General features: G+C 37.4%; 21 protein-coding genes. 6 read left to right on the top strand and 15 right to left on the bottom strand.

The features are described from left to right. Positions 1–52 precede the first annotated feature (52 nt). The 4 genes from OC457_RS16070 to OC457_RS16055 all read right to left on the bottom strand — a co-directional run bounded on the left by OC457_RS16070 (position 53) and on the right by OC457_RS16055 (position 3891). The gene (locus OC457_RS16070) at positions 53–808 is read right to left on the bottom strand and encodes a hypothetical protein (RefSeq protein WP_080175637.1); all 756 of its coding nucleotides are present in this window, start codon (positions 806–808) and stop codon (positions 53–55) included. Then, entirely contained in the window at positions 808–1374 is a 567-nt protein-coding gene (locus tag OC457_RS16065) for a ComF family protein (RefSeq protein ID WP_080175638.1), read from the bottom strand. Before OC457_RS16065 ends, OC457_RS16070 begins: the two co-directional genes overlap by 1 nt. 369 nt (positions 1375–1743) lie before the next feature. Then, positions 1744–2772, bottom strand: coding sequence for a DUF2955 domain-containing protein (locus OC457_RS16060; RefSeq protein ID WP_080175639.1), 1029 nt, complete (start codon positions 2770–2772; stop codon positions 1744–1746). 51 nt (positions 2773–2823) lie between these two features. Then, a complete protein-coding gene (locus OC457_RS16055; protein ID WP_080175640.1) occupies positions 2824–3891 on the bottom strand; it encodes an HlyD family secretion protein in 1068 nt (355 codons plus the stop codon). Between the two features lie 115 nt (positions 3892–4006). Here OC457_RS16055 and OC457_RS16050 point away from each other — a divergent pair, with 115 nt between their 5' ends. Further along, complete coding sequence (locus tag OC457_RS16050) at positions 4007–4876, top strand: LysR family transcriptional regulator (protein WP_080175641.1); 870 nt, start codon at positions 4007–4009, stop codon at positions 4874–4876. Positions 4877–4959: 83 nt separating this feature from the next. Here the strand turns inward: OC457_RS16050 and OC457_RS16045 are convergent, their stop codons facing one another. From OC457_RS16045 to OC457_RS16030, 4 genes are all read right to left on the bottom strand, one after another. Next, positions 4960–5226 (bottom strand): hypothetical protein, encoded by a 267-nt coding sequence (locus OC457_RS16045; protein ID WP_080175642.1) that lies wholly within the window; start codon positions 5224–5226, stop codon positions 4960–4962. A 166-nt stretch (positions 5227–5392) separates the two neighbouring features. Beyond that, entirely contained in the window at positions 5393–6118 is a 726-nt protein-coding gene (locus OC457_RS16040; protein ID WP_080175667.1) for a DUF4336 domain-containing protein, read from the bottom strand. Between the two features lie 170 nt (positions 6119–6288). Then, a complete protein-coding gene (locus OC457_RS16035; RefSeq protein ID WP_080175643.1) occupies positions 6289–7614 on the bottom strand; it encodes a cation:proton antiporter in 1326 nt (441 codons plus the stop codon). Between the two features lie 347 nt (positions 7615–7961). Then, positions 7962–8684: a glycerophosphodiester phosphodiesterase family protein gene (locus OC457_RS16030; protein ID WP_080175668.1), complete on the bottom strand. Its 723-nt coding sequence runs from the start codon at positions 8682–8684 to the stop codon at positions 7962–7964. Between the two features lie 304 nt (positions 8685–8988). Between OC457_RS16030 and OC457_RS16025 the strand changes: the two genes are divergently transcribed. From OC457_RS16025 to OC457_RS16015, 3 genes are all read left to right on the top strand, one after another. Further along, positions 8989–9567 (top strand): nucleoside triphosphate pyrophosphohydrolase family protein, encoded by a 579-nt coding sequence (locus OC457_RS16025; protein ID WP_080175644.1) that lies wholly within the window; start codon positions 8989–8991, stop codon positions 9565–9567. Between the two features lie 113 nt (positions 9568–9680). After that, a complete protein-coding gene (locus tag OC457_RS16020; RefSeq protein WP_080175645.1) occupies positions 9681–11033 on the top strand; it encodes an MATE family efflux transporter in 1353 nt (450 codons plus the stop codon). A gap of 121 nt (positions 11034–11154) precedes the next feature. Then, positions 11155–11973, top strand: a complete 819-nt coding sequence (locus OC457_RS16015; RefSeq protein ID WP_080175646.1) for an alpha/beta fold hydrolase — start codon at positions 11155–11157, stop codon at positions 11971–11973. A gap of 83 nt (positions 11974–12056) precedes the next feature. Here the strand turns inward: OC457_RS16015 and OC457_RS16010 are convergent, their stop codons facing one another. The 3 genes from OC457_RS16010 to OC457_RS16000 all read right to left on the bottom strand — a co-directional run bounded on the left by OC457_RS16010 (position 12057) and on the right by OC457_RS16000 (position 14993). Then, a complete protein-coding gene (locus OC457_RS16010) occupies positions 12057–12857 on the bottom strand; it encodes an alpha/beta fold hydrolase (protein ID WP_096777859.1) in 801 nt (266 codons plus the stop codon). Between the two features lie 114 nt (positions 12858–12971). Beyond that, positions 12972–14063: a nucleotidyltransferase family protein gene (locus OC457_RS16005; RefSeq protein WP_080175648.1), complete on the bottom strand. Its 1092-nt coding sequence runs from the start codon at positions 14061–14063 to the stop codon at positions 12972–12974. A gap of 90 nt (positions 14064–14153) precedes the next feature. Further along, positions 14154–14993 carry a CPBP family intramembrane glutamic endopeptidase gene (locus OC457_RS16000; protein ID WP_235866974.1) on the bottom strand — a complete coding sequence of 280 codons (840 nt, stop codon included), beginning with the start codon at positions 14991–14993 and terminating at the stop codon, positions 14154–14156. 187 nt (positions 14994–15180) lie between these two features. Here OC457_RS16000 and OC457_RS15995 point away from each other — a divergent pair, with 187 nt between their 5' ends. Beyond that, positions 15181–16689: a cobyric acid synthase gene (locus tag OC457_RS15995; RefSeq protein ID WP_080175650.1), complete on the top strand. Its 1509-nt coding sequence runs from the start codon at positions 15181–15183 to the stop codon at positions 16687–16689. 180 nt (positions 16690–16869) lie between these two features. Here OC457_RS15995 and OC457_RS15990 read toward each other — a convergent pair whose 3' ends face one another. The 3 genes from OC457_RS15990 to OC457_RS15980 form a co-directional block, all read right to left on the bottom strand. Then, positions 16870–17562, bottom strand: coding sequence for a DUF305 domain-containing protein (locus tag OC457_RS15990; protein ID WP_159447866.1), 693 nt, complete (start codon positions 17560–17562; stop codon positions 16870–16872). A gap of 181 nt (positions 17563–17743) precedes the next feature. Beyond that, positions 17744–18283: a GNAT family N-acetyltransferase gene (locus OC457_RS15985; protein ID WP_080175652.1), complete on the bottom strand. Its 540-nt coding sequence runs from the start codon at positions 18281–18283 to the stop codon at positions 17744–17746. A gap of 10 nt (positions 18284–18293) precedes the next feature. Beyond that, positions 18294–19472: a MerR family transcriptional regulator gene (locus tag OC457_RS15980; RefSeq protein WP_080175653.1), complete on the bottom strand. Its 1179-nt coding sequence runs from the start codon at positions 19470–19472 to the stop codon at positions 18294–18296. Positions 19473–19705: 233 nt separating this feature from the next. On the opposite strand from OC457_RS15980, the gene OC457_RS15975 reads away from it, so the two are divergent. Beyond that, positions 19706–20737, top strand: coding sequence for a cytosolic protein (locus tag OC457_RS15975; protein ID WP_080175654.1), 1032 nt, complete (start codon positions 19706–19708; stop codon positions 20735–20737). 108 nt (positions 20738–20845) lie between these two features. Here OC457_RS15975 and OC457_RS15970 read toward each other — a convergent pair whose 3' ends face one another. Then, on the bottom strand, positions 20846–21460 hold the full coding sequence (locus OC457_RS15970; protein ID WP_144379600.1) for a hypothetical protein: 615 nt from the start codon (positions 21458–21460) through the stop codon (positions 20846–20848). Positions 21461–22016 lie beyond the last annotated feature (556 nt).

Raw genomic sequence — 22016 nt, 5'->3', positions numbered from 1 at the left:
GTATTTTTACACATAAAACAAGAATGTTTATTAATATTCTGTTATGCCACAATTACCCTCGTATTCCACCATAGGTGCCAACTTTACTTTTATCCTGAAACTTGTTCACGAGAGCCTGTACTAGCTCATATTTAAACTTCACTCCGCTATGTCTTCCTCGATAGAAGTTATCAAGTGCATATTCTGTGTTTAGAGTTCTATATACGTTAGATGACAAATCTAGCTTTTCGATATAGTTATTGTTCAAGAGGTAAGAGTATAGTTGTCTTACGTTATCAAACTCTTTAACTCCCTTCTTAAACAACTCATCTAATAGATCTTTCGCCACAAGTCCATTTGAATTGAAGTAGATCTTATTAATGCTATCGATATCAATATTATTTATCGGAGCGTCGTTTTTAGCAGAAAAGACTCTTACTTTCTTATCCTTATTAAAAGCTCTAATTATATTTGAGTAAGAACCTTTGCTTTTCTCATCCCAAACTACATAGCTAATGTTTGAGTCAAGAGTCATTTTTTCATCTTTGAATGTTTGGCGTTGTCTTCCTCCTCGAATGCCATCTGGAACTTTGACATGTTTTACATCAAAGGCTGCTTCATGGTTTCGTGGTACTTCGCTAATTGTATATACAGTAACATCGGTTAAACCGATTTTTGCGCAATACTTTTGTAAAAGAGAGTCGAATCCATTTGCATCACCGACCAAAATTCGATATTTCCCTTCGCTTTTTATTGCATCAAGGCTTTGCTTTATTCGCTCAGGCAAAGTATTGATACTGATTGACCCAGAAAAGAAAACATTATCCATTATCTATGTACTCTTGTTTTAGTCAAAGTCACAACATATACGTTGTCTACATTCCCTTGATTGTACATTGTTTTGGTCAATTCATTAAGAGTAGAACCTGAACGAAATAAGTCATCAATAATCAGTACCTTATCTGATGCGTAACGCAAGTCTACTTTAAATGCACCATTCAATATTTGCTGTCTTTCATTCGCATCTTCAATGGATTTTAACTCAGCGGTATTTTTTACTTTTTCGATATAGTTTTGGTCGTACTTGATACCTAAAGTTTCAGCAACTGCTTGCGCAATTGCATAAACAGGTTGCAAGTCTCGTTGTTTGGAGGCTGGAGCTGGAACAATGACTTCAATATAAGGAGTTACTAGACGAGTTCTCAAAAAAGCAACAAGCTCAGCTACAAGATACTCGATATTTTCTTCTTCCCCTGAGTACTTTAGGCGATTGAGTGCCTTACCAACATTAGAATATGTATTTTGAAATGAGCCATCATCAAGCCTGATACTACTTGTTGTGTGTAAATCTAATGCCCAACCAGCTTTCCAATTTCCTTCAATGTTGTGGCTCATGATTCATACCTTTTGAAATAGCGTTTTATGAAGCTAAAAATGGTATAGCATTCCAATTTTTGTGTGTTGATGCATATCAACTGATATTAGAATAGTGGCATAACACAGAGAAGAATAAGTGTCGTGTAGCCGACACTTATCTGAAATGCTGGACAAATCTAAACCACCTAATATAAGCAAATATTGATGGAACGTTGGGTGGCGATGCTGAAGTATCCCATTACTTTTGCTAATAACTACCAGCAGGAATGCGGCTAATACTCTAAATGATTCCTGTCCAACATTGAGCTAGCTCGAATGGCTAGCTCAAATTTATCCACTGCAGATATAAAAAGAGCCAATATCAAGTTATGGTTGTTTCAACAAATCTTAGCCGTGACTAAAATGTTCATTGGGTGATTTGATTACCCGCACTAGAAAGTGATGAATAATCCAAATCATCATTGACGTTAAAATGACAGCAATAAGAATCGAACTAAAGCGATAAAAAATAGCGAATACCGCATCTTTTTGATCGGGAATAAGGGATGTTGTTAGAGGAACCGTTAATGCTGACATTGCCGAAAAAGCAATGCTAGATTTGATAGTACCAAGAGCAAGCCAAGAGCAAAAAAATCCTGCAGCAATCGCATAAGCCAGAATAAATAGCACTCCATTATCAGCCCATGAATAGAGTCCTATTTGAATAAATAACCCCGCTAAACACCCTAGAAATGTTCCTATAATACGTATCTTTGATGCAGCGAGTGATCCAATTAATGTCATTGGTGAAAGTACGATTAATATGGATGCTTGCGCCGATAATGAATCATTTAGATCGCCAAATTGAAACACCAAAAACGCAAGCATCGCGATGATCCAACCTAGTGCGGTTTGTCTTATCATGCCAATATGATCGTAACGTTGCACATTGTTGGTGGTATCACTGATCGCGTCAGCACTTGGCTCAGTATTCGGTTCAGGGAATAAATAATAAGCTAGCGCACAGATAGGCACTGTCACAATCGCACTACACCATAACGTTATTGAAAAGTCTTCTAAATCAAAATTACTGTAACTGGCAAAGTTAAGCGCAATCGAGCCAACAAGTAGCCCGATAAAGCCAAACAAATAACTACTTTTGTGGCTCATCGCAACACATTTTTCAAGGAAGAATATGCCGACTATAATGGTTAACAGCAAGGGTGATGACTGAAAAAAACCATGAATAAAACTGACTTCAAGTGTAACCCATACCACTCCAACCACTAATTGGACATAGCTATTCCAGTGCCAACGATCTGAATTCATCATGATATTAATGGGTAATAAGGCAATAAAAAAACCATACGACCACCCAAAGATCATACTGACAGCTAAGCCTACGACACAACCAAACCAAAGGCGCATAGTTTTCATAAGTTATAACTCCGAATATTAATAATTAATCGCTTTAACTTATTGTTGACATTAGTAAATATAATGCAGCACGCTGGCTAAATGGATTTCTATTTTTGCTAATAATTGCCATAGCGAACTGTTTTGTGGATAGACAACAACGGTTGCGCGTGAACCCACAAATAATTGCGGAGGTAAGAGCTGTTGGCTGATGAAATTGACGCGCACTCGCTGTGCATCTCGCACCCAACGGTTACTGGTTTCAATGGTTGTTAGATGCCCATTTGCTACTTGTTGTGCAGCAGCAACACCAAAATCACGATTATTAATAGTTAATGGGAATACTTGACCGGGTAAAGCATCATAAGCAACATAAGCCTTTGACTTAGAATGAAAGTTTGCGATTGATTTTTCTCTGAAATCGGCTGCGACCCACATAGAATCGGTTGGAATAAAGGTCAATATTGGTTGATTAGTGTTTGCCATTGTACCGACATCAACTTGTAGGTTGGTGATCACGCCATTAGAGGGGGCAATGACCTTGGTATGCGCTAGATTAAGCTTGGCTTGTGCAAGGGCATTTTTAGCGGCGAGGACGATAGTGCTTTGACCGTATTTAGCCCCTAATTGGGTTTGGATAACAATTGCCTGTTGCTTAGCTGCGGCTAAATTAGCTTGAGTTGTTTGATTTTTAGTATAGGCATTATCACGCATTGATACTGAAACCAGTTTCTTTTTAGCTAATTTACTTATTCGGTTAAAGTCATTATGTGCATTATTATAATTAGCTTGGCTGGTGGCAATATTAGCTTGAGCGACACTGGCTTGAGCATACAGAGCTTGTTCTTGTTGATGTGCTTGTTCTAAAGCGACTTGCGCTTTATCTACCGCGAGACGGTATTTTTGGTCATCAATACTAAACAGTAATTCACCTTTAACGACAGACTGATTATTTTTAATATCAACGTGTGTGATTGTTCCTGATACTTCAGGTGCAATTTGTACGACGTACCCTTGTACTCGACTTTCACTGGTTAGTGGTACATACCTGTCAGCAATAACGATATAGGCCATGAGTAAAATAAAAATAACAATTAGGCATCGCATCCAACGTTGAAAAGTAGTGTGAGAATTAGGCATGAAATATTCCAGTGATCATAATCAAGTTGACGAGTATAAAAATAATTGGCTTGATTGAATACTGCGACAAATGTCACACTTATGCGTTAAATATAGAACAATGAGGAAGAGCTTAATGAAAGCATCAATGGATGATTTGTATTTATTTATGCTAACAGTACGTCATGGTGGAATAAGTGCCGCAGCAACAGCACATGGATTGCAACGTTCAAAAATTAGTCGTCGTTTACAAGAGTTAGAAAAAGCACTTCATTGTCAGTTATTGATTCGTACAACACGACATATAGAATTAACTGAAAATGGACGTTTATTATATCAACATATTAATCAGCCATTAACGGAAGTAAACCACGCAGTTAACTTACTTGAAAGCCAGCAAAATAGTTTTCAAGGTGTTTTACGGTTAGCTGCAACCGCATCGTTTATTGCATCATCGATATTTGCAGAAGTGTTAGATAATTATGCTAATCAGTTTCCATTGGTTCGAATAGAATTATTGTACTTACAAAAAAGTGTTGATTTAGAAAGAGAAAATATTGATTTACAGTTATTACCTAATATGGCTGAAATTATTAATTCAGATTATGTGCAGCAAACATTTTTGACTTCCAGTAATGGTTTATTTGCTTCACCTGAGTATTTAAAACAGCATGCGGAACCTCAATCAACCGCTGAATTGCCGCAACATTGGTTATTAGCAAGTCGTTATAATTCCACACTGCTACAAGAGGGAACACGATTACGATTAGTGTCTGAAGATATTAATATCATTCAACAAATGGCTATTTTAGGACAAGGAATAGCGTTACTCCCTAACATTTTAATGCAAGAATCTTTGCAGCAAGGTAAGTTAGTACAAGTGTTAACAGATGCTAATTATTCCGATATTATGATGACTGTTGTGTACCCATCGCGGCGTTTCTTACCTAAAAAAACGCGCGCAATGGTAACGTTATTACGAGAGCGATTTGCAGACCAACAATAAATAGAATGATGAGTATGTTTAATATTATTCGTGTCATTGTCTTTTAATGATCATGTCTTTTCGTGATCATTATCTTTTAGTGATCACTGTATTTCACGTGCAAATTTAATTTTATCAACCTCTGCTATCCAACTTGGACGGTTGATATAATGACCAATAATTAATGCGGGAATGACAAAGATAATATGCGATACAGCAAGGTGTACATTGGATGCCGCCAATACCGTATTACCACTGGTATAATTAAACAGTGCAATGACACCAAAAATAACACCGAGAATACTTAATATAAAAAATCCAACGACACCAAGACCAAGAATATCTCGAGAATAAAGTTTAAAAAGGTTCATTAATTAACTCCTAACCTCGACGGTTTGTTATTGCTCAAAGAGTAAATAAAGGCGTGTTTCTACAGTTCTTTTATTACTATGCGCCTTCAAAATAGAAGCAATATTGATCTTGCACATAAAATAATACTTATATATTTAAATCATTGTTAAATGTGTTTGCTATTGCTTATTTGACGGTTGTTATTTTTAGTTTATTTGGCATTACCCATTGAAATGCAGCGGAAAAATAAGCCTTAGCATTATTATCTATGACTTTTCCATGAGACAAAATTATACGTTCAAAAGGCCATGTGAGGATCTCTTGAATCGATTGTCGTAGTTGAGCATGATGGCTAAAAGTCATTCGCCAATACCAAGGCATGGCGGGTTTAAAATAACAACCATTAATAACAGCAAGGGCAAAAGTAAGAGGGTGGTGGCTGTCTATCATCCAAGCCAATGCATCACCGACAATCAGTGTCTTTGATAGCGGATCACAAAATGCAATTTCTTCCATACTATCGCTTCCTCTAATCACTGTTTGTAGTAATTGTCCTCGCCAGTGAGGAGGGGTTTGATTGCCAAGCGCACCATCAAAAGTAAGATCACTTCGTTTATGGATTAGCCCTGGCGGAGCATAAAAATATGCTTGAGGATAGGCTAACCACCAATCAGAAAGATAAATATTATGACTTTTGTTGGGTGTTACCACATAGCTAATCTCACCCAGTTGGCTAATTTGTTGTTGCAAAGGGGCTGTTATTTCAATGGGGGAATGGATGAAGAGTTTATTGTTATCTAATCGAATAATCGTCATTCGGTGACCCATAGGCGCACCTGCCACTCGGTATGGCATATCACAATACCAGATACGATTTGTCGCCCATTCAATGAGTGTGCAATCCTTGCTCATAAGCATCTACTATTTATCAATAGGTAATTCATCATATGATTAATTTAGTAACGGTCAATACTTTTGTTACATATTTGTTGATTATCAATAATAAGATAAAAAAATAGCTACCGTGATAAGTGGCAGCTATTAAAAGGGATCGCTTAGCGAAATGTTCGGCAGCTCATTAATTATTGGTGAGTATCTGTTTTTGACACTGGATCAATTGTTGCTTGATCCATTTTTTCTTGTTCTGCCTTAGCTTCATGAATCATCGGAGTAATGGTTGAGCCTTGAACGATTATTGAGAAAATAACGACAGCATAAGTCATTAAGACAATAATTTCTTTCACATCAATATCAGGGCTAAAACCAATTGGAAGTCCACTCGGGATTGCCATTGCCATTGCAAGCGCTAATCCGCCGCGTAATCCACCCCACGTTAATATTTTAATTGATAATGGGTTATAACGACGGTAACGATTGAAGAGTTTGTAAGCATATTTCACGCTCAAGTAGCGGCTTAGTAATACCAGTGGTATAGCAATTACAACTGCAACAATATCAATTGCATGAAAAGTGAAAGTCACCATCATTAAGCCGATTAATAAGAATAAAATCGCATTTAAAATCTCATCAGCAAGTTCCCATAAATGTGATATTTGATGAGAGGCTTCGGTTGAAATTGAATTACGAGTCCAATTACCAATAATAATACCCGCAACAACCATTGCTAATGGTGCTGAAACTTCAATATGTTCACTTACCACATAACCAAATGTTGGTATTAAGATGGTTAAAATTAAGCGGAACATATTGTCATGAGAGCTTTTAATTAAGAAGTGGAACACTACGCCAATGATCGCACCAAATGCGATACCGCCTAATGCTTCACGTACAAATAAGAGTATTGTTCCTGAGACTGTCGGTGCTGTTTTGCTAAATGCAATTTCAAATAGGGTAACAAAAATGACCAAGCCAACACCATCATTAAACAGTGATTCGCCTTCTATTTGGGTTGAAATACGTTGTGGTGCATTGAGTTTTTTAACAATAGCTAATACTGCAATTGGATCGGTTGGTGAAATTAAGGCACCAAATAAACAGCAATAAATAAAATCTACATCAATAGTACAAATTTTGAATAGTGCCCATAATACAATCCCAATAAAGAAGGTTGAAAATAGAGTACCGATTAGTGCTAAAAAGGTAATTTCAAATTTTTGATCTTTAAGGTGGGGAAGTTTAATGTTTAACGCACCAGCGAAAAGGAGAAAACCTAAAACACCTTTGAGTAAAAAGTCATCAAAGTTGACACCTTGTATCATCTGAATTACTTCATGTTCTTCATTACTAGGAAGATAGCCAAGCTTACTTAAAACTAATAAAACCAAAGAGATGACTATTGACCAACCAGTGATGGCTATGGTCGGTTGGAATTTACCAATACGATGATTAATCATTGAAATAAAAACAGCAATAGCTGCCATTATACAGACGGTGTCATAAGCTGACATGAATACAGTGCTCCACTAGATATCAAATAAGTTGTTGAGTGACTATCGTTGGCATCATTATTTGATGTTATGTTATGTGTAATAAAAGAGAGTTATAAATAAACAAATAATAAATTATATTCTCTATAAATATATTTCTATATTTTGATAATATCAAACATAAATTATTTATATTGTTTTGAAATATTAAAATCCGTTTTTAGTGTTTATAAATGCATCAATTAATGGAGGGAAATATAGTGTGAAGTGTCTACAAATATAATCAAAAAAGGCATGTAATGACAGTTTTACGAGTCAATATAAGATAAGCAATTAACTCGTAAACCAAGCAGTTAAATGAATGAATATTATTTTTTTGCTGCTGATATTAATAAACCAGGATTATCACTAATAATCGTACTAACACCCCAACGGGTAAATTTTGCTACTTGTTGAGGATCATTCATGGTCCATATCTGAAGCACTTTGCCCGCATCAGTAATTTCTTTTGCTAACTTCTCATTGAGTAGGTGATGATCTAAATGGATACTGTAGAGGTTAAGTTTGGCATCTAAACGCTCGATATCTGGCACCCAGTCTTCAATGATTAATCCACGGCGCACTTCAGGCCATAGTTTTAAGCAGTGTTTAACCGCATTATAAGAAAAACTTGAAAGAATCAGTTTATTCGTATCAAAACCATAATCTTTAATTGTTTCAATAGTTTTAAGTACTTGAAGTTCAACTTCTTCTTCATAATGGACTTTGATTTCAAGATTGAGGCTTAATCCATACTCATCACAAGCTTGCAGTAATTCCACCAATGTTGGAATAGTTGCATCTGCAAATTCAGTTGCAAACCAGCTTCCTGCATCTAATTGTTTTAATTCACTGAGTGATTTATGACGTACGCTTCCTGAACCATTAGTACAACGGCGGACACTTTTATCATGAATAATAACAGGGATTAAATCATCGCAAAGTTGAGTATCTGTTTCAATCCATGTAGCACCAGCATCAGCGGCTGCTTTCATGGATATTAATGTATTTTCTGGGGCGACTGCGCGCGCGCCACGGTGACCTGCAATCATCACTTCTCCAACATGCATATTATTATCTTAATATAGAACGTTATCGTGAAATTTTATTGGCTTTGCTTTAATTCGCAAGTGATTAAATGCGAATAATGATATCTCAATTGTTGTGTTTTAGCATAGCCCAACAATGGTGAAGTCTATTTTGTCACCAAGCTAACTGTTTTTAGATAATTGGTTTTGTATCTGATACTGGATTGGATTAGTATCTTTGCCCGTTACGTGATTATTATTGAGAATAACCGTTCGTTGGTGGATGATAAAATAACGTTTCCCCTTAACCCTGAAACAAGGATATTCGATGAAACTTTCTACGCTAGACCAACCCCTTTTTGATCATCTTTACAGCGATATTCGAGAGTTTCGTTCCACCTTCGATTTAGATATTGAAACTCCAGCCAGTTTAGATGCTCAAGCTGATGCGTTACATACCTCTTTAGCTGTTGAAAAAATGACAGAGCTTGCTGAAGCGGATTCATTGGTAGAACAAGCAGATGCTATTGTTGATTCTGTTTACGTTCTTATGGGACGTTTGGTTCATTTGGGTAATAAAAAGATAACGGATAATATTGGTATCAGTTACCTGATTGATATTTTATTGCAAATGTCTGAGCGTTTAGGGTTTACATTTATTGATTGTTGGAATGAAGTACATTCAAGCAACATGAGTAAAGTGTGCTGCAATCAACAGCAATATGATGAAACTGAAGCTTTTTATGCACAGCAAGGTGTTGCACTGATGGCAAGTACTAAAGGTGATTATATTATTGCAAAATGTGCGCAAGATGTTGAAGTTAATGGCAAGCTGATTCGTACTGGTAAAGTTTTAAAATCTGTTTATTATCGTCCGGCAGATCTTGTTAAATTAGTCATACGTTAATTTAACGAATAAAGATATTTTTTAATCCTCGCTACGGCGGGGATTTTTTATTGGTGTTAAGTACAAGGTTGTGGCTTAACACGCACTATTTTCTGTTTATTTAAGTTCTTATTATGAATATAAAAACAACCACTCCTTCTGACTCTCGCCATTTAGCTTACCAGTTGTTTACCATGACATGGCCAATGTTATTTGGGGTGTTATCGTTAATGAGTTTTCAATTAGTTGACAGTGCATTTATTGGTCAACTGGGTATGTTGCCATTGGCAGCTCAAGGCTTTACTTTACCAATGCAAATGTTAGTCATTGGTTTACAAGTCGGTTTAGGTATTGCTACTACTGCCTTAATTTCACGGGTATTAGGTAATCATGATTATCATCGAGCGCGGCAATTAGGTGGGGTCGTGGTGATCCTTGGTGATATTGGAATCATGGCATTGTGTGCGGCAATATGGTTTGGGCGTCATCAGTTATTATGGCTACTTGGTGCGCCTGATAATGTTTTTAGTGTTATCGATAGCTATTGGCCTGTATGGCTAACCAGTGCGTGGTGTGGCTCAATGGTGTACTTTGCCTATAGTATTTGTCGCGCTAACGGTAATACGTTACTACCCGGTATTATGATGGTGATCACTAGTGTATTTAATATCGGTTTAGACCCTCTGTTTATGTTTACTTTTAATATGGGTATTAATGGTGCGGCATGGGCGACCGTTGTCTCGTTTAGTATCGGTATGCTAGTGGTGTACCCATTATTATTTAAACGTCAATGGTTGAGTTTTGATTGGCGTGATTTTGCAGTTTATAAAGCCATTAAAGAATTAGTTCATATCATGGCTCCTGCAATGTTAAGCCAACTATTGCCTCCGGTTTCGGCTATTTTAGCGACAAAATTAGTTGCAGGTTTTGGTGCGGCAACCGTTGCAGCTTGGGCGTTAGGATCACGACTGGAGTTCTTTTCATTGGTTATCGTTTTAGCATTGACCATGTCGATGCCGCCGATGGTGGGACGTTTACTTGGCCATAAAGATATTGCCAGTATTGAAAAATTAATCATGCTAGCTGTACGGTTTGTATTGATATGGCAAGTGGCTATCGCTATCGTGCTCTTTTTAAGTGCGCAGCCGTTAACACAGTTATTAAGCAGTGATAGTTCGGTACAACAAATATTGATGATCCACTTAACGCGTGTGCCTATTAGTCTGGGAGCATTAGGTATTTGTATGTTGATGGTATCGGTTTGTAATGCGATGGGATTACCGATGCGGGCGCTGCTAATTTCTGCATTACGACTCTTTGTGTGTTATTTACCCGTATTATGGTTGGGTGCGCATGTCGCCGGTCTATCAGGATTATTCACTGGAGCTATGGTGGGTAATATTGCGGCAGGGCTTTGTGCATGGGTACTTTATCGCCAAGGGTTAGTCAATATTCGAAATAAGTATCAAGTTACATCAATGGCATAGTTGTTTATGATAATGGATGTGATAACCCAGATATAGAATCTCGGCTTAATACTAAAATAACGAACTCACGTTAATCCGTAAATATTAACTAAAATATGTTAACCAAGAAAGGATACTCGTAATGCAAACATTCGCTATTGATGGTCAACAAATGACTTATCGTGATCAAGGTACAGGTCCGGTGCTGGTTTTTGGTCATAGTTATTTATGGGATAGTGCAATGTGGGCACCGCAGATCGCGGTATTGAGCCAACATTATCGTTGTATTGTGCCAGACTTTTGGGCGCATGGTGGATCGGATAGTGCACCTTTAGCTACACGAACCTTACGTGATTATGCTGATAATGTGTTGGCATTACTGGATCACTTAGAAATTGATAAATTTGCGATTATTGGACTATCTGTTGGCGGTATGTGGGGAGCAGAATTAGCCCTTAAAGTCCCTGATCGTGTGACGGCATTAGTGCTAATGGATACATTCTTAGGCTATGAACCTGAAGTGTTACATGCGAGATATTTTGCAATGCTAGATACTTTACGCGACCAGCAACATGTTCCAGCACCATTGATCGATATGATTGCACCACTATTTTTCCGTCGTGATGGTCATCTGCATAATCCACAATTAGTGAGTGAATTCCGTGATTATCTGGCACAGCTACAAGGAGAACGCGCAGTGGCGGTGTCTGAGATGGGGCGAATGGTATTTGGACGTCGTGATACGTTTGACGATATCGAGCAGCTTACTGTTCCGACATTAATTATGTCAGGCTTAGAAGATAATCCGCGTCCGCCACTTGAAGCACAATTAATGCATGATGCGATTGATGGCAGTGAATATGTGTTAATTCCTGAAGCAGGACACATTAGTAACCTTGAGCAGCCACAATTTGTGACCGATCAATTACAGCGTTTTTTAACGAAAGTGGTGGTGATGTAAGCTCGGTTTATTTAACTAAAGCGTGTGTCAATACAGTATAAGTTAAGCCCAGTGTGATGTAATTCTCACTGGGCTTTATTATTTTAGTGTGCTGGTAATGGTTGGCAGTGCAATTGAATAAATTCAATCGAATGATAATTAAAGGCTTCTGGTTGCTCAACATTACACACATGACCACAATTAGATAGTTGCGTTAACATGCTATTTTTATGGCGTTTAATCATCTCTTTAACGGATTTAATAAACATATAATCATGTTCACCCATTAAATATAGAGTCGGAATGGCGAGTTCTTTCTCCTTAAAATATTTCATAATTGGATTTACATCTGTTGCTAATTTGAACCACCGTTTAAATTCTTGTTGGCAGAGCTTTTTAGCTTCACGAATAAATAAATGGCGTGATTGACGTTGATTTTTTTGTGGCATTACAACATAAGCAAATAAACGGTATAGCCACATATACGGCAGAATATGCTTACTAAGATTGCCCAAGCTAATTAGCACCTGAGAGCGCGTATTTAAGCGAGTGACTGCGCCACCTAATGTCATTGTTTGCACGCGTTCTGGTGCCAGTTCAGCCAGATGGCGAATAATGATTGTTCCTAGTGAGATTCCAACAAAATGCGCTGATTCAATTTTAAGATGATTAAGGACATCGATAATATCTTTGGTCACCATTTTAAAAGTATAGCGATTATCCATCACATCTTGAAACATAGTGTTAGATTTACCGTGGCCACGTAAATCTAAGAGCAATAAATTAAAATGCTGTTTATAGGCTTTTATTTGTTTAAACCAGATTGCAGAGCTTCCTCCTGCACCATGGACAAACACGACCCACTCTTTACTTTGTTTATGCGGGTATGTTTTGTAAAACAGCATGTTATTCAAGTTATTCTTCCTTCCTTGAGAATGACTTATCATAGTAACATGAGAATTCTTACGGGTGTCTGTCTATACGTATAAAGCAGTGGCAATATGAGAGATGGGTTGTGTTTAGTTGATAACTTCTTCATCATCATGGGGAATACTATTAATGATTAAGCGTTTAATAATATGCGGCACAATACAGTATATAGGCATCTGTTTTAAGCGACCTCGAAAACGTAGTGATTTTACTGCATCACGATAGCCAATGTTGCGGTGTAAAGGAAATTGGTACAGGAAAGCATTCATAAACTGTTGTTGATAGAGCCAGTAGGATAATCGGTTTAACTTATGCTGTTTAAAATATGCCCAGACATTATCTGGTACGGGTAAATCAAATAATCGATGACATAAACTGATCGCGAGGTAAAGGCTACTATCATTACCGACTTGTTGATGGAGTTGCATCAAATTATGCCAAAAAGTAGCGGCTTTACTAAAATAGACAAACTGTAAATATAAGTTGTAAATATCACGTAAGCCATAATGATAATCAATTTGATGAAATAACATAATCGCCTGATGAAGCACCATGGCATCGGGCGATAATAGTGTTGCAGGCTCGCACAATGGCGGTGATAAGTGGTGGTGTAATAAGGGGGCTGGGTCGAGTTTATTGATTAATGTCTTAGGTAATAATTGAAAGTGAATGGCAAGTTCAGTTCGCCGTTGTTTGTGGATCAATGGCGTGGTTTGTTGCGCCCAACGACGATAAAAGGTTTCTTCATAATCTGCGATATTTTTATAACGCCAGCCATTGTTTAACAGTACTTTTTCTACACTGGCAACATGCTGCTGCGGTACATAAATATCAATGTTATGTTTAATTCTTCCTGCAAACATAGCGTTATCAAGTAACTGCAGTGCGCTACCACGTAAGTAACGCCACGAACTAATGCCTTGTAAGTGTTGTGTGAGATGTTGATGCTCAATTAATAATTGTTGCTGTTGCTTTTGGTAGCTGTGAAATCCAGACATTAATTGTTGCTGAGTGTGCAGAGGAAGATCGTGTTCGATATTTGCGCGATCACAACACGCTTTTAATTGACCTAATAATGATAAGTGGCGTGCCTCGGTAATGATCTGATAACTACATTTGTGATCAGCATTCAATAATAACGTTGGATTATTGAGTACATCTATCAGCAATAATTTTGACATTCCATCTTATTCCTTATCCCTGTTTATGCGGTGAAGATATGTGGTGTAGCGCGTAACGAACGGATAATACTTCTTTTTATTTTGCATTAATTAGAGTGGCAATGGGTAAGTAAAAAAGAATAAATGCAGCACGTTAAATGCAAAATGAACCACAATAGCGACCGTTATCTTCTTAGTCCAATAATAGCTTAAACCATAAACTATGCCAGCCAGTGTCGCAATTATGATAAATAATGGCCCACCCGCAAAGTGTGCCAATCCAAATAAAATACTCGCAATAGTTATGGCTATCGTAGGAGCTAACTTTTTGCATAACAGCCCTTGAATATAACCACGAAAAAGCACTTCTTCAGCAACACAGGTAAAAATAAGATTATTAATCGCAAATATCCACCACCAAGATGGTAATGTGAGTTCAGGCTGTACCAGCTGTAATGCCCATGCAAGTAACGGTAAGCTGATTAATCCGCCACCAATAATAGTTTTTTGTCGCAGCGAGAGTGAAAGATGATGCCAGTTATATTCGTTATTGCTTACTATATTAGGCACGAGTAATAGCAGTGCAAAAATAAGCATGGGTTTATCGATGTTAAAGTAAAGTGTAAAAGGTCGGCTAAGTGGGCCGCTATTAACATGATCAAGTACTAATAAGTTATTGATACCAGGATATAAATGTAAAATTAGCCCGATGATCCACAATACAACAATGATATGCCCTGCATAAAGCAGCGGTTTCGCCTGTTGGCGAGCAGTAAAACTGGCAATAGCGATACCACTGATCATAATGGCTGCACCAATAACGGTTAAGACATTAAACGTAACGGCTGCAATCAATGTCAGTAATAGTGGTATACGCCAAGCAGTTGTTTTTGTTAAGACACAACCAATGCTGATCGCTAACAATAGCCATACTAACATTGCAGGTAGCATAAGATAATTCATAAAAAAGAATAGATAAAAAATGATAATCGTTATCGTATATAGTAAATCGATGCTTATTCAAACTAATTTTTTATGATTTATTACTAAGACAAGCAATAATCAAGATGATAAGTGACTTATAGATAACAATAATTTGTGGTGACTTTCTTTTATTATATCAACATGGAATTAGGAAATGACGGATACATTACAATCGACAACGCGTGCATTAATGGTACAAGGTACTACCTCTGATGCAGGTAAAAGTGTGCTGGTGGCAGGATTATGTCGCGTGTTGGCACGGCAAGGTATTCGTGTTGCACCGTTTAAATCACAAAATATGGCATTAAATAGCGCAGTAACCAAAGATGGTGGTGAGATAGGGCGAGCACAAGCAGTTCAAGCCCAAGCCTGCGGTATTGAGCCTAGTGTGCATATGAACCCGGTACTGCTTAAACCTAATACGGATGTTGGCGCTCAGGTGATAGTACAAGGTCACGCTTTAGCCGATATGAATGCCGTGGGTTATCATAACTACAAAAAAGTGGTGATGACGCCGATTATGGAATCTTTCACGCTACTACAACAACAGTACCAAACCATTATTATTGAAGGTGCGGGCAGCCCTGCTGAAATTAATCTACGTGAAAATGATGTGGCAAATATGGGCTTTGCTGAAAAAGCAGATGTGCCGGTGATTATTATTGCCGATATTGATCGTGGTGGAGTATTTGCGCATATTTATGGCACGCTAGCGTTATTGTCTGAGTCAGAACAAGCGCGTGTCAAAGGCTTTGTCATCAATCGTTTCCGTGGTGATATTAAGCTACTGGAATCAGGTTTAGAATGGTTAGAGCAAAAAACAGGCAAGCCCGTATTGGGAGTATTGCCTTATTTACATGGTTTAATGCTTGAAGCGGAAGATGCCATTAACTGTCAGCAAGTTGATGCTGCAGATCACCAATTAAAGGTCGTCGTGCCTGTTTTAACTCGAGTGAGTAACCATACTGATTTTGATCCTCTACGAATGCACCCTCAAGTTAACTTACAGTTTGTCGGCAAAGGTCAGCCTTTTCCCGCCGCAGATTTGATCATCATTCCCGGCACGAAAAGTGTTCGTAGTGATTTGGCATTTTTACGTGAGCAAGGTTGGGATAAACAGATTCAGCGTCATCTACGTCTAGGCGGCAAAGTGATGGGTATTTGTGGTGGTTATCAGATGTTAGGTGAAACCATTGCCGATCCCCATGCGATTGAAGGTGAGGCGGGTGTTAGTCAAGGCTTGGGTTATTTATCTATTGCTACCACCATTGAGAAAAACAAATGTTTGCAACAAACGGAAGGTACGCTAACCCTGCCTGATCAAGCGCCGGTGATTGTCAAAGGTTATGAGATCCATGCGGGTGTCACGCAAGGTGTGACTGCCCATGCACCATTGCAGTTAACCGATGGTCCTGATGGTCCTGATGGTCCTGATGGTCAATTAGGCTGTGATGATCACGTGTTTGGAACCTATTTGCATGGTATTTTTGAACAGCAAGCAGCGTGTGATGCAATTTTACGTTGGGCAGGTTTAGAAGCAACTCAAACCCCTGATTTTGATGAAATTCGTCAGCAAGGCATTGATCGTATAGCAGATACTATTGAAGCGCATATGGATCTCGCTGTGCTATGGCCGCAATGGGCTGATAAATTTAAGCGTTAATCGCGTTATTATTCGTCACTTATTTTAGAATGATAGGCGTAACTATAAGCCTATTGGCATTGTCGCACTACGCACTAATTGTAATGGAACGTGGTTAATATAACGCATGTTCTATTGAGTGAAGAGATCAAATAAATCCGACGTAAAAAACGTCGGGTTTATATTAATAGTCAAGATACATTAATGATGTGCGTGACTTGATGTAATAGCTTTGGTCGCTACAGCTACTGGTGCATTATCTTTTAACCACGTTTTCATAAAGCTAATTTGCTCTAATTGCGCTTTGATAATATTTTGTGCAAAAGTCTTAGTTGATTGATCTTTTAAGTAAGGCATGATGACTTCTGCCATTTCTACAGCTGCTTCATGGTGAGGGATCATACCCGCAACAAAATCAACATTTGGATGACCTGTTAACTTAACTTCCATCATATTGTGCATCACTTTCATTGATTTCATCATCATTTTTTGTGAATTAGCAATATCACGTTGCGCAAGCGGCAGTTCTTTATGTGTAGCTAACCAGTGCTTCATATAAATCACTTCTTCTTTTTGTGATTTAATAATATTAAGCGCTAATTTATGCACAGCAGGATTTGTCAGTGTAGGTAAAATTGATTCACTCATCACAATTGCCCCTTCATGGTGAGGCAGCATACCGGCTACAAAATCCAAATCAGGATCACCCGTTAATTTTAAGGTATGCATACCTGACATTGCCGCCATAGAGTCTTTCATCATCGTTTGTGAGGCTTGCAGACTTGTGATGGTTTTGGTTGGTATCGCATGACTGTGATCAATAATATTTTCACTTGCAAATGCTGTACTAGAAAGTAGTGCCGATAAAATAATAGCTAAAGATAATTTTTTCATGATGAGCTCGATATAATGGTTGTTATTAGAATGCCAGCGTAAAGCTTCCACCATAGGGAAGGTCAAGATGATTGTATTATTCTAAATCAACGTTCATTAGTGAGATCTTCATTATCAGCAGCGACAATGCTGTTGGCAAAATAAATGAAAACCTCAATCAACTCATGATGAATCGCTACTCTTACCAGTATATTGGATTATTGAGTGCATCTGCGCAGGTTGGTTTACCATCAATGGCTGGAATTTCTTCACCTATTAATGATTGAGCGATCCAACCTTCTGGGTATAACAACGTTAATGGAGCTTGAATAAGTGCTTCATTAATCGGTGTAAATCCTACTTTAGAATAAAAATTAATATCACCATATGTAACGGCAATTGTGACGCCTTTTTCTTTGAGTGTTTCAAGACCAAAACGGATTAATTTTTGTCCAATTCCTTTGCCCTGATATTCTGTTGCGACCGCAACCGGAGAGAGTAAAAAGACATTGTCGTTATTTGGAAACGTCAAACGCGATAGAATAATACCGCCAATAACCTGTGCGTTATTATTAGTAGAAACAAAAGTATATACATCATCTGTTGTGGGTTGGTTTAGAAAGTCGGTGACTAATTTAGCGATCATCGCACCTTCGTCTTTACCTTCTGAATCAGAAAAAGTGTTATTAAACAATGTAATAAAAGCTTCTTTTTGGTCTGTTTTATATAATGAATAATTCATTGCATAATCTCTATTTGTTTAGTTTTAAAATAAAATACTGATAGGTAAAGTCTTGAGTAACGCTTTTTTTATAAATATCAATTTCTTTTTGTACGTCCAATAATGCTTGAGAGTGTGGCATTGTTGATTGTAAGTCGTTGGCTCTATTTTTAAGTGGCAACCAGTAGTTTTTCCACGCTTTCATACCTAATGAAAAATGGTCAATAACTTCATAACCATGTGTTTTTAATTGCTGAAGTCTTACGGGAATAGATTGAATATCAGGATACTCGGCTAGCCAAAATTGTTTAACTTCGTCATTTGGAGTATCTGTAAGCCAAACCAAATCACTGACAACCAATATGCCGTTATCTTTGAGTAATGACTTCCATTGTGTAAGAGCATTTTCCATTCCCATGATATAAACACACCCTTCAGCCCAAATAGCATCAAAACTTTTAGCTTCAAAAGGTAAAGCTGTCATTGATGCACACACGGGTGAGATACGATCGCTCAGTTGTGAGTCTTTGATTTTTTGATAAAGTTGTTCTATTGCAACTGGTTCATTATCTACCGCTGTAATATGTGCCTGAGTATGGTTAGCCAGTAATACCGTTGATCCACCTTTCCCTGGGCCGATTTCTAAAATACGGTGCAGTTGCTGGGTTGGCAGTAGAGAGATTGCACGTAAAGTATCTTGTTTACTGCCGGGACCCCATCGTTCTAATGGTGTAAAGATGGTCATAAAATCTTTCATGTACGTATCATGATCATTCATATCTTTTGATAACCATTTCAGTCTGAGTGCTTCTTTTTCGTCATAACCTTGTGTATTGAGCCAGTGCAGGTGAACGTTTGGTGCGCTTTTACTTAAATAATCATGCAGTTCTCGTTGTGAACGCTCGCCAAGTAATCCTAATAGCAGTTCACGGGCTTGGGTCTTTGTTTGAATTTCTTCTGTCAGTTGAGTTAACCGCTCGGACAAAATACTTTTATCCAATTTAGCCTCTAAGCAACTTTGACACTCTTTCAATGTTAAGCCTGCACTTTGAAGTTGTTTAATTAACAATAACCGTTGTAGATCAGTATCACTGTAATAACGATACCCATTATCCAATCGATGTCCTTTAATCAGTCCTTGCTTCTCATAATAAAGTAGCGTGGTACGTGATATTCCGACTTTGGTCGCTAACTCTGAAATCAAATACATGATGAATCCGATGTGTGTATGTGTATTGCTACTATGTGGCTAGTATGAAGTGTAAAGCTATAGACAGGTCAAGATTATTTGGTATTTTTTGATTAAAAACTAAAAAAGAGTATAGAAAAATTTTTATATTTAAAATTAAGCTAGTTAACTTAAATAATTAGTGTTCTAACTAAAATTTTTGTTTAATGCATATCTTTGCTACAATCCCGCCGTTGTTTTTAAAGGTGAGTAAAATGAAATTATTGTATTGGTTAGATGAGTGGCTAACACACACTCGTTCGCAGCAGCAAGCACAACTACCCATGTCAGGAGGTGACTTACTTGACGATGTGTTTGTTAAGTATGAGTTTGTTGATGTGAACAAGCCACTACTGTTTACATTTTCACCTGCGGGAACTAACGTACAACAGCAAGATATTGATGAAAATTTTGCCCCTTGGGGATTTCACTTAGCCAAAAAACAGAGTGTGAATGTTATCTCTTTTCAACACTTAGGTAAGAGTAATTGGTTTCGTAGTCGTAACTTAATTTTCTTTCTTGAACAACTTACTACGTTGCTTGAACCGTTTAGCTATCGTTTAGGTTATGGTCTCAGTCGTGGTGGTTTTGCCGTGGGTGCTTTTGCTAATTTATTACAACTTGATCAAGTTTTGTTATTCCATCCAGTGAGTACTAAAAATAAAACCATTGCTCCGTGGGATAATCGCTCTAGCACTGAACTGGCGCAGCAATTTGATTGGGAAGGGGATTATCATGATCTTGATTTAGGCAAAGCCAAAGGCTATATCATTTACGATCCCACCAATAATATCGATCGCCTACATGCCAAACGTTATCCTGAACTGACCCATTTGCGAGTATTTGGTATGGGGCATGGCACGCATGCCACTTATCTTAATAAATTTGGTTTTTATAAACAGGTTGCTGTCGATTTTATTCGTTATCAGCAACTTGATATTGCTCAATTTCGTCAGCAAACAAAAACATTACGTTTTAAAGAAGATTATTATCAGAATTTAAGTAAGGCTAATGCGTATTCAGAGCACCGTTTAGGACTATTGAGTAAAGCACATAATATTCTGATTGATGAAAAAGAAGCGCATGTACAAGAGCATCAAGCTCAAATTGATGTACAGCCACTGATTGATATTGCGATCAAACATCAAGACGATTACCCGCAAGATGCGATTCAACTGCTAGAGATGGCGCAGCAATTGGTGCCTAACGATCCATTAGTTGAGCATAAACTCAGACAGCTTCTTTAATATTGTCATTTAAACGTTGTGATACTCAGACATATTTCTATTACCACATCATTCATAAATATTTAAAATAATGAATGATGTGGTGATTGATATCAGTGCCTATTTGGCTTATTTACCGTTAATCATTGCTTGGGTCGTGGTCGCGATTGTTTTGATATATAGCATGAATAAGAAAGAGATATTCTGTTGAATACGTTTAGTGATATTTTTTGAATCATCTATAGCATATCTGTGAAAACAAGGCGGAGTATTGCGGTATAAATAGTTAATATTATCAGTAATTAATAAATGGCGTAGCTGGTGTTTTAAATCGTTAATATCCAATAATTCAGTCATCAGATCATCGTAGATATAATGAATACTGATAGGATTAAAAGAGAGTTTTTTATTGGTGATATTCATAAATCCTTTTGTCATCACCATCACTTCTTCTGACCAGCGTGTAGGATCGTATTGACGTGCAAGATAATGCGCAAAAGCAAAATAGCTATAGTCACCCTCCAGATTTGCCAAAGTAACGTGATCACGATTAACCATATCAACCCAACCTTCAATAGATGGTGCTAATTTGGCATGAAAATAAGCAAAAAACTGCGAATATGAACCTTTTATTTTTATCAAATCAAGGGGATGTAACGTTAGTTCAGCATTTACTTGAGCAATAAGTAAAGGCGCTGTTAATGCTATTGTGGCTTGTGATGGTGCTGCCATTGTATTGTTCATATCTATCTTCGCTAGCTATCAATCGTATGATTATTAAAATAATTTTATAGGGTGAGATTAGACAACGATTAGATATGGGGTTTTGTAGCCTAGCTCGCAAAAATTTAAAATAATAAGGCTATTAAGTCGTGCTTTTCACTGAATGGTTAAGTTGTAATCTATAGGCAGGCTTAATATAAGGCATCCTTAGCGGTACGCTAACTGTTTGTGAGATAGAGGTCATCGATCTTAGGGGGCGGTAACTTAATGAGTTGACACAATTAGCGGTATGATTCAAATTTGAATAAATTGTCTTTCAATGAGATAGGATTTTATAGAATGGTTTTTACTCAAAAGATAAAGCGCATTATTGCTAAAGTAAGTGTATGCGCTGTCGCTATTATTTTACAGTTTAGTGCATACTTTACTCCAGAGAGAATCATTGGATTTCCGTTTAATTTTCTTTCTTATAATTTAAAATCAGATAGTTATTCCTTTTTCTGGTCTAGATGTTCTTACTCAGTCGTTTTTTTAGCTTTTATTATTTTTATCTGTTTTACAATCATTCAACAGTTTT

This window comes from Photobacterium toruni, from assembly GCF_024529955.1.
In the GTDB taxonomy this organism is placed as follows: Bacteria; Pseudomonadota; Gammaproteobacteria; order Enterobacterales; family Vibrionaceae; genus Photobacterium; species Photobacterium toruni.
The sequence above is the reverse complement of the archived record's forward strand: the minus strand, read 5'-3'. Positions and strand labels throughout refer to the sequence as shown.